Genomic DNA, 820 nt, shown 5'->3' with positions numbered 1-820 from the left:
TCACTTGCTGACCAAGCCAACGGCACTACGAGCTTTGTCGAGAATTTTGCCTTGAAGGGGAACGAAGCCCAACCCATCAGCTTGCGCCTGAGCCTCATCACTCAACATGTAGTCAAAGGTTGTTTTGAGTGCGTCAAGGTTGCTGCCATTACCAGTTTTGTATGCCAACAACCAGGTGAGGGTGGCAATCGGATAAGCACCTTTGGCTGTGGGATTTGGATTGGTACCGGCAAGATTGGCGTCTAACTGGATGCCATTGAGGGCAGCAGCTCCAGTACTCACACTTGGCTTGAGGAACTCGCCAGAGAGATTTTCAAGTGCAGCAGCTTTGACATCTCCTTTGATGAATGACTGATTCACATAGCCGATCGCGCCAGGTGTATTTGTAATCACACCAGCAACACCTGAATTCCCTTTAGCACCCACCCCTGTTGGCCATTCCACTGATTTACCGGTTCCCAAGGTCCATTGTTGAGAAAAGGCCTGCATGGAATTTGTAAATGCCTTGGTGGTGCCAGAGCCATCAGAGCGATGCACCCAGGTGATCTTGCCTGCAGGGCAATTGAGTTGATTCCAATCATTGATGCTGCCAAGAGCAACTTCAACCGCTTGCTGTTGGGTCAACTTCAGATCGCAGTCTCGGTTGTAGCCAAAGGCGATTGTGCCTCCCACCATGGGGATTTGCACCAAGCCACGCTGAACCTTGTCAATATCTTCTTGCTTCATCGGATCATCCGATGCCGCGAAGCTCACGGTCTGATCAATGAAGGCTTTACGACCAGATCCAGAGCCAACAGCCTGATAGTTGACCTGCGGCCCC

The 820-nt window shown here is 51.1% G+C and carries 1 protein-coding gene; it reads right to left on the bottom strand.

Going from position 1 to position 820, the window contains the following annotated elements; all coding sequences use genetic code 11:
• A partial coding sequence (gene pstS, locus PMIT1303_RS00450) for a phosphate ABC transporter substrate-binding protein PstS (RefSeq protein ID WP_063397075.1) occupies positions 1-820 on the bottom strand: 820 nt, incomplete at its 5' end.

This window comes from Prochlorococcus sp. MIT 1303 (assembly GCF_001631965.1).
GTDB lineage: Bacteria > Cyanobacteriota > Cyanobacteriia > PCC-6307 > Cyanobiaceae > Prochlorococcus > Prochlorococcus marinus_D.
Note: the sequence above shows the minus strand (reverse complement) of the source record. Positions and strands in the feature narration are given on the sequence as shown.